The organism is uncultured Streptococcus sp. (genome assembly GCF_938036805.1).
Classification (GTDB): Bacteria; Bacillota; Bacilli; order Lactobacillales; family Streptococcaceae; genus Streptococcus.
This window is the reverse complement of sequence record NZ_CALHWC010000153.1, coordinates 1-7690: the sequence shown is the minus strand read 5'-3', so window position 1 is coordinate 7690 and position 7690 is coordinate 1. Positions and strand designations below refer to the sequence as shown.

Sequence of the window (7690 nt, the reverse complement as noted above, 5' to 3'; positions counted from 1 at the left end):
CTCGACAATCCAAAGACAATTGAGAGGCTAGGACTTTTGTCCCAGCCTCGTTTTTGCATCAAAAAGGCATTTTCATAAATTGCAGATAAATTTTGAGAAAAATATCACACAGAATGTTGACAAAATTATTTCATAGGATTACAATTAGATTACAAAATATTTCTTTTGTTACAAAGTAAAAGCTTTAAAGAATATATTTTGGTGGGGTAAGATGTCCCCTATGCAAGCCAACATCGCTACTATCGTTTAGTAAATTGATGATAAACTGACAAGGAGATTTCATTATGAAACGTAGTAAATTTATTCTATTGACAGCTACTGCCTTGTGCTCTGCTTTCCTGCTAGCCGCCTGTACCTCTAAGCCTTCCACGAAGGTGAACAGCAGTTCCACTTCTCAGACATTTAAGACTAGTAGCTTAGGCGAGTCCTCCGCCAAACCATCAGCTAAGCAAAGTTCTGCTTCCAACGAAGCAAAAGCATCTTCTACTACTAAGCTTTCTAGCGACCAGGGTATTTCCAGTCAAGCTGAAAAACCCGTGGAAAACAAGACTTCAGCAGATTCAAACACTCCAACAACTTCCGGTATAGATGTCAATGCTCTAGCAAACGGTGATTTCTCTAGCGTTGCAGGTACTTGGCAAGACGATTTGGGCAACCAATTAGTTTTTGATGCAAATGGATTAGTAACATTGCAACGTAATAATGGTGAAACATTGAACCATAACGCTATTTACAATGGTCATGTAGAAGGAGATAAGTTTAGAGCTGATTTTGGTTATAATGGAGCAGGCAGTAGTGATCCTTTATTCGTTGTTCCAGTAGGCGTAGCATTGCCACTTAATGGTGCTCCAGCGCCTAAAGAACAAATCATGCTTGGAAGTGATGCAATCTCTTCTGCACAACATCCCTACTATCGAGTAGCAAATTAATGATAAACTGACAAGGAGATTCTATTATGAAACGTAATAAACTTATTTTATTGACAGCCACTGCCTTGTGTTCTGCTTTCCTGCTCGCAGCTTGTAGCTCTAAGCCTTCTACGGAGCCTAGTAGTTCTACCTCTCAGAGTTCTAAAATTAGCAGTTCTAGCAAGTCTTCTACCAAATCATCAGCTAAGCAAAGTTCTGCTTCTAACTCCGTGACATCCTCTTCAACTCCTCAGACTTCTAGCGACCAGGGTATTTCCAGTCAAGCTGAGAAGCCCGTGGAAAACAAGACTTCAGCAGATTCAAACACGTCACCAACTCCGGCTACTCCAGTGGCTCCAACAATTTCCGGTATGGATATCAATGCTCTAGCAAATGGTGATTTCTCCAGCATTGCAGGTACTTGGCAAGACGATTTGGGCAATCAATTAGTCTTTGATGCAAATGGCTTGGTGTCTCATACTTACAGAGGAAATGAATCAAGCGACTACACTTTGACAAATAGTCAAGTATATGAAGATAAGTTCGGAGCGTTTTTAACTCATAAATCAGGGAATCAAGTGGCCTCCTTCACAGCCATTCCTAAAGGAGCTCGTCTTTATGATACTGGAAGTGAAAATCCGAAAGAACGCATTTTAGTGGGGCAAGATTTTACTTACGCCTCTCAACATCCCTACTATCGCGTAGCGAATTGATGTATTGAATGATGATAATCATGGTGCGAGTGACTTTCCAAGGTACTCATCATGCTGACAATATAAAAACAAGGAACAGAATTAATTGCTGTTCCTTTTTCTTTGCTTTATCGAAAAAAGTTTGCTCGCAGGGCTGTTTTGGATTATTTTTTTGTAAAATGGCTCTTTCTTCTCCAAAAATTGGTACAATAAAAGAAAGCGTTTTAATCGAATAATGAGGTAGTAACGATGAAAATATCTTTAGAAGAAATTCAAAGAGTTGCCAACCAAGGCCCTTTCTATCCAGACTGGGACTCTCTTGCGGCCTATCAAGTTCCCCACTGGTTCAAAAGGGCTAAGTTTGGGATTTTTATCCACTGGGGACTTTACAGCCTTCCTGCCTTTGGGAGCGAGTGGTACTCTCGAAATATGTACATCCAGGGTACGGCAGAATTTGACCACCATATCAAAACTTACGGGCCTCACAAAGATTTTGGCTACAAGGATTTTATCCCACTCTTTACTGCCGAAAATTTTCATGCGGACGAATGGCTGCGCCTCTTTAAAGAAGCAGGAGCCCAATACATTTTTCCAGTGGCAGAGCATCACGACGGCTTCCAGCTTTATGCCAGTCAGCTTTCTCCTTTTAATAGTGTAGAAATGGGGCCAAAACGTGACATCTTGGGGGAATTGAGTCAGGCAGCTCAAAGAGAGCAAGTACATTTTTGTACCTCTTCCCATCGGGCGGAGCATCATTTTTTCTTTTCGCATGGAAAGGAGTTTGCCAGTGACATTGCCAGCGAAGTCAGTCGCGAGGAACTCTACTGGCCGGCTATGCCAGAGCCGGACCACCATGATTTGTTTGGTCAGCCTTATCCGAGTCAGGAGTTTCTAGATGATTGGCTCCTGCGTACCTGTGAGCTGGTTCGAGATTACCAGCCTGAGATTTTGTATTTCGATTGGTGGATTCAGCATGCAGCTTTTAAAGAGTATATAAAGCTTTTTGCGGCCTATTATTATAATTTAGGAGCAGCTTCTGGGAAGCCGACTAGCATCTGCTACAAGCATGATGCGCTGGCTTTTGGTGCGGGGATTGTGGAAGTGGAACGCGGTGGTTTCGCAGAGATCCAGCCTTTCACTTGGCAGACGGATACAGCTATTGCGCGAAATTCTTGGGGCTACACAGAGAATCTCGACTATAAGTCAGCTAAGGAAATCATCCAGACCTTGATTGATGTCGTGTCCAAAAATGGGAATTTGCTGCTGAATATTGGGCCAAAAGGAGACGGGGCGATTCCAGAAAAAGATCAAGAAATCTTGAGAGAAATCGGGGCTTGGCTCCAAGTGAACGGTCAAGCGATCTATGATTCACGCGCTTGGAGGCAATTTGGAGAAGGTCCGACACAAGTAGATAGTGGGCCATTTTCGGATGGTAAAAACATCCCTTATACAAACCAGGATTTCCGTTTCACGGCTAAGGGCGGAGCGGTGTATGCCTTTCTGATGGAGCCTGCAGTAAATCAGTGGTTGACGATTCAGGCCTTGGCTGACGAAAGAGAAAATCCCGCGTCCCGCTTTCATGGCATCATAGAGGAGGTGTCCTTACTAGGCCATAATGAAGCGCTTGAATGGGAGCAAACACCTCAAGGTTTGCGTCTCTTCATGCCGAGTGTAGCAGGCGACTTACCCTTGGTGTTGAAGGTTCAACTGCGTTAAATCTAGACGAAAAAATGAGGCTGGGACAAAAGTCCTAGCCTCTCAATTGTCTTTGGATTGTCGAGCAAGACGCAGTGGTTGAGTGGGCTCTACTACGCTGATTTCATCAGCTTTTACAGCCCTACTCAACTGTGCGGAGGTGGGACGACGAAATCGAATTCTAACGAATTACCGATTTCTGTCCCACTCTCATTTTACTTACATAGTGTTTTTAAATTTTCATAAAAGAGCACCCGAGCTGTTGTGATGTAAGGATAGGCCACAATTCCAGCGATTCCCAGTGTGATACCAATCAGGATATACCAGCCGATAAAGCTCAAATCCAGCAAGAAACGTTTCCACTTATAGCCTTTCATCATGCGTCTACTTTGCACAAGAACTTGCCAAGGACCTTGGTAGGTGCCAGTACTTAGCTGATCATAAAGGATGAAGTCGGTCTGAGAGTAAGCGTAGTTGGCCATCAGGAAGACTGCCGTACCAGCCAAGACAATGAGAGTGCCGAGAAACATCATGGGCGCATAGCTGACGATTTGCTCCACCTCAGGACTAGCAGCTGTCAATTGGGACACATCGGATATTTTTCCATAAATAGCTAGTACCTTGTAACTGCTGAAAATAAGGAAAAATGAACCGACAAGGCTGATAGAATTCCACAGCAAGAGGAGAATGCTTTTGGTCAGTTGTGTGATAAAAATCGGCGAAAAAAGCTCGGCAGAAAAGATTCGGCCAATATCTGTAAAGCCAACCGTATCGCGTTTTTTCCGGACGACATCTATCATGCTGAAGCTAGCAGATAAAAAGAGCAGGGCGATGATAAATTCTACGATTTGTGGAAAAATTTGACGACCAAAAATCACAACAAAGGCCTGATTGACCTCCAACTGGGGAACGATCTCCTCCAGATGACGGTTGGGTGACAAATAAGTAGATAAAATGGTTACCAGAGTTGGAATGGCAAAGAGAGAGAAAATGCCGTTGGTTTGATTTCGGATAGCTCGCGCTTGGGCACGGATTTCGCTTAAATTCATACAGACCTCCATTTCATGATTTTTATTATACCACATATCGTGACAGACAAGACTTTTTTTGGTAAAATCATACGGTATCTTATGAGCGCTTGGCGCTTGTTTTATAGAAGAAAATAGCTGGGACTGTCTTTCCCAGCAGGAGGAAACATGTCAGATTCACCGATTCAGTATCATTTGATCAAAAAAGAAAAGCACACAGGTGCTCGTCTAGGAGAAATCATCACCCCGCATGGCACCTTTCCAACGCCTATGTTTATGCCGGTCGGCACTCAGGCTACGGTCAAGACCCAGTCACCAGAAGAGCTCAAGCAAATGGGTTCGGGTATCATCTTGGCCAATACTTACCACCTCTGGTTGCGGCCGGGTGATGAGCTGATTGCCCGTGCAGGTGGCCTACACAAGTTCATGAACTGGGACCAGCCTATTCTGACCGATAGTGGTGGTTTTCAGGTTTATTCTCTAGCGGATAGTCGCAACATCACAGAAGAAGGAGTGACTTTTAAGAACCACCTTAATGGTTCCAAGATGTTCCTGTCGCCAGAAAAGGCTATCTCTATCCAGAACAACCTAGGCAGCGACATTATGATGTCTTTTGATGAGTGCCCGCAGTTCTACCAGCCTTATGACTATGTCAAGAAGTCGATTGAGCGGACTAGCCGTTGGGCCGAGCGGGGACTCAAGGCTCATACTCGTCCCCACGACCAAGGTCTCTTTGGGATTGTCCAAGGTGCTGGCTTTGAAGATTTGCGCCGCCAGTCTGCCCAAGATTTGGTCAGCATGGATTTCCCAGGCTACTCTATCGGAGGATTGGCTGTTGGTGAGTCTCATGAAGAGATGAATGCGGTGCTGGACTTCACAACGCCTCTGCTGCCTGAAAATAAGCCCCGCTATCTTATGGGAGTTGGGGCGCCAGATAGCTTGATTGACGGTGTTATCCGTGGCGTTGATATGTTTGACTGCGTCCTGCCGACTCGGATTGCCCGAAACGGAACCTGTATGACTAGCGAAGGACGTCTGGTTGTCAAAAACGCTCAGTTTGAGGAAGATTTTACGCCGCTGGATCACGACTGTGATTGCTACACTTGTACAAACTACACGCGGGCCTATATCCGCCACCTGCTCAAGGCTGATGAAACCTTTGGCCTCCGCTTGACAAGTTACCACAATCTTTACTTTTTGGTAAACCTCATGAAGAAGGTTCGCCAAGCTATTATGGATGATAACTTGTTAGAATTCCGTGAAGATTTTATGGAACGCTACGGCTACAACCGCTCCAAGAGAAATTTCTAAGAGTCTTCATTTGAGGGAAAGAATATGTCTGATGAAGGAAAATTGCTGGAAAGCTTGGTAGACTACCTTTCTGATGGTCAAAAGCACACTCTGAGGATTTTTGGTCACGGAGCTTCAGGTAAGTCAACTTTTGCTCGAAAACTTCAGCTAACCTTGGGTGAGGAACGAACCAATCTTCTGGAAACAGATCCTTATGTAATTACTGGAGAGTATCGCGATTTGCTCAGTTCTAAGGATTTTCCTCATCAAAAAGTAACGGCTTGTATCCCAGCCGTTCATGAACTCAGTAGTCTGGAGCGTGATATTTGTGCTTTGCAGTCTGGTCTGGATATTCTGACCATTGGAAAAGCTTGGTCACCAAGCTTGCGTTTGTCGGCTCAAAAACCAATTTTAATAGTAGAAGGTATGTCAGCAGCTTTTTTGCCTAAAAGCTTGTTTGATTTATCGATTTGCTTTTACACGGATGATCAAACTGAGTTAGAACGCCGCTTGGCGCGGGATGTGGCTGTGCGAGAACGTAGACTGGATTGGATAGAGCAGACGCATTTAGATCGGAGAGAGCAATATCTGCACTTTTATCAGCCCTATTTAGTAGCTGCAGACCTTGTCATCTGCCAGTCAGGAAACGACTTTCGCATTGAAAAGGACAGCCCGTTGTTATAAAATAAAGTAGTCAAAGGCAAATCTTTTATTTTTAATCTCACTGATGTGCATCAGTGAGCATTTTTATTTTTTGAGTAAAAACTTAAATGAATAGGTAGAATAATCTAAATTTTCTTCTATATAAATGATTACAAGAATTGTAAGTCTCTTAGAAAACGCTTTTATAAAAAATTATCCTAAAAATCTTTAAAAACTTGCTCAAATCCCTTGCAATGCTTGGTTCTTTGTGTTAAGATACTATGGTGCTGTGAAAAACAGCGTGTAGCTTTGATGCAAGAGGTTGCGACACGCTCGGTTGCATTGCCACGCAATCACCTGTCGGTTTTCTTGTGGAGCTAGCCTATTATCTTAAATAGACGAAAAAAGGAGAAAAAGATGGCAAACAAAAAAATCCGCATCCGTTTGAAAGCTTACGAACATCGTACACTTGACACAGCGGCTGCAAAAATCGTAGAAACTGCTGCACGTACAGGCGCTGAAGTTGCGGGTCCAATCCCACTTCCAACTGAACGTAGCCTCTACACAATCATTCGTGCGACTCACAAATACAAAGATTCTCGCGAACAATTTGAAATGCGTACTCACAAACGCTTGATCGACATCATCAACCCAACTCAAAAAACGGTTGATGCTTTGATGAAATTGGATCTTCCAAGTGGTGTGAACGTAGAAATCAAACTTTAATCTAAAGCTTGATATTTTGAGCATAAAAAACGCTCGTTAAAAACTTTTTAGATAAAAAAATAGAAAAGGAAACATTTTCTCATGACAAAAGGAATCTTAGGGAAAAAAGTGGGAATGACTCAAATCTTCACTGAAGCTGGCGAATTAATCCCTGTAACTGTTGTTGAAGCAACTCCAAACGTTGTTCTTCAAGTTAAAACAGTTGAAACAGATGGTTACAACGCAGTTCAAGTTGGTTTTGACGACCTTCGTGACGTATTGAGCAACAAACCTGCTAAAGGACATGTAGCGAAAGCTAACACGGCTCCTAAGCGCTTCATTCGTGAATTCAAAAACATTGAAGGCTTGGAAGTTGGTGCGGAAATCACAGTTGATACATTCGAAGCTGGCGATGTTGTTGATGTAACAGGAACTTCAAAAGGTAAAGGTTTCCAAGGTGTAATCAAACGCCACGGCCAATCTCGTGGACCAATGGCTCACGGTTCGCGTTACCATCGTCGTCCTGGTTCAATGGGACCAGTTGCGCCAAACCGTGTTTTCAAAAACAAACACTTGGCTGGACGTATGGGTGGCAACCGTGTAACGATTCAAAACCTTGAAATCGTACAAGTTGTTCCAGAGAAAAACGTTATCTTGATCAAAGGAAACGTACCTGGTGCTAAGAAATCTCTTATCACTATCAAATCAGCAGTTAAAGCTGGTAAATAAT

General features: G+C 43.4%; 8 protein-coding genes. 7 read left to right on the top strand and 1 reads right to left on the bottom strand.

Annotated features, from left to right (window positions below; genetic code table 11):
* The first annotated feature begins 284 nt into the window (after window positions 1-284).
* From Q0191_RS06255 to Q0191_RS06245, 3 genes are all read left to right on the top strand, one after another.
* Entirely contained in the window at window positions 285-929 is a 645-nt protein-coding gene (locus tag Q0191_RS06255) for a DUF6287 domain-containing protein (RefSeq protein WP_297664822.1), read from the top strand.
* A 26-nt stretch (window positions 930-955) separates the two neighbouring features.
* On the top strand, window positions 956-1621 hold the full coding sequence (locus tag Q0191_RS06250; RefSeq protein WP_268731253.1) for a DUF6287 domain-containing protein: 666 nt from the start codon (window positions 956-958) through the stop codon (window positions 1619-1621).
* Window positions 1622-1849: 228 nt separating this feature from the next.
* Window positions 1850-3316, top strand: coding sequence for an alpha-L-fucosidase (locus Q0191_RS06245; RefSeq protein ID WP_297664819.1), 1467 nt, complete (start codon window positions 1850-1852; stop codon window positions 3314-3316).
* A gap of 194 nt (window positions 3317-3510) precedes the next feature.
* Here Q0191_RS06245 and Q0191_RS06240 read toward each other — a convergent pair whose 3' ends face one another.
* Window positions 3511-4344 (bottom strand): DUF975 family protein, encoded by an 834-nt coding sequence (locus Q0191_RS06240; protein WP_268731255.1) that lies wholly within the window; start codon window positions 4342-4344, stop codon window positions 3511-3513.
* Between the two features lie 147 nt (window positions 4345-4491).
* Here Q0191_RS06240 and tgt point away from each other — a divergent pair, with 147 nt between their 5' ends.
* The 4 genes from tgt (at window position 4492) to rplC (ending at window position 7689) form a co-directional block, all read left to right on the top strand.
* A complete protein-coding gene (gene tgt / locus Q0191_RS06235) occupies window positions 4492-5634 on the top strand; it encodes a tRNA guanosine(34) transglycosylase Tgt (protein ID WP_297664816.1) in 1143 nt (380 codons plus the stop codon).
* 24 nt (window positions 5635-5658) lie between these two features.
* Entirely contained in the window at window positions 5659-6297 is a 639-nt protein-coding gene (locus tag Q0191_RS06230) for a uridine kinase (RefSeq protein ID WP_297664814.1), read from the top strand.
* A 375-nt stretch (window positions 6298-6672) separates the two neighbouring features.
* Window positions 6673-6981 carry a 30S ribosomal protein S10 gene (gene rpsJ, locus Q0191_RS06225; protein WP_005591304.1) on the top strand — a complete coding sequence of 103 codons (309 nt, stop codon included), beginning with the start codon at window positions 6673-6675 and terminating at the stop codon, window positions 6979-6981.
* 81 nt (window positions 6982-7062) lie between these two features.
* Entirely contained in the window at window positions 7063-7689 is a 627-nt protein-coding gene (gene rplC, locus Q0191_RS06220) for a 50S ribosomal protein L3 (protein ID WP_045498245.1), read from the top strand.
* Window position 7690: the final 1 nt, after the last annotated feature.

What these genes read in the sequence shown, in the direction of transcription:
- Q0191_RS06250 (WP_268731253.1), top strand. Translation starts at nt 956, where the DNA reads ATGAAACGTAATAAACTTATTTTATTGACAGCCACTGCCTTGTGTTCT.
- Q0191_RS06245 (WP_297664819.1), top strand. Translation starts at nt 1,850, where the DNA reads ATGAAAATATCTTTAGAAGAAATTCAAAGAGTTGCCAACCAAGGCCCT.
- Q0191_RS06255 (WP_297664822.1), top strand. Translation starts at nt 285, where the DNA reads ATGAAACGTAGTAAATTTATTCTATTGACAGCTACTGCCTTGTGCTCT.
- tgt (WP_297664816.1), top strand. Translation starts at nt 4,492, where the DNA reads ATGTCAGATTCACCGATTCAGTATCATTTGATCAAAAAAGAAAAGCAC.
- Q0191_RS06240 (WP_268731255.1), bottom strand. Translation starts at nt 4,344, where the DNA reads ATGAATTTAAGCGAAATCCGTGCCCAAGCGCGAGCTATCCGAAATCAA.
- rpsJ (WP_005591304.1), top strand. Translation starts at nt 6,673, where the DNA reads ATGGCAAACAAAAAAATCCGCATCCGTTTGAAAGCTTACGAACATCGT.
- Q0191_RS06230 (WP_297664814.1), top strand. Translation starts at nt 5,659, where the DNA reads ATGTCTGATGAAGGAAAATTGCTGGAAAGCTTGGTAGACTACCTTTCT.
- rplC (WP_045498245.1), top strand. Translation starts at nt 7,063, where the DNA reads ATGACAAAAGGAATCTTAGGGAAAAAAGTGGGAATGACTCAAATCTTC.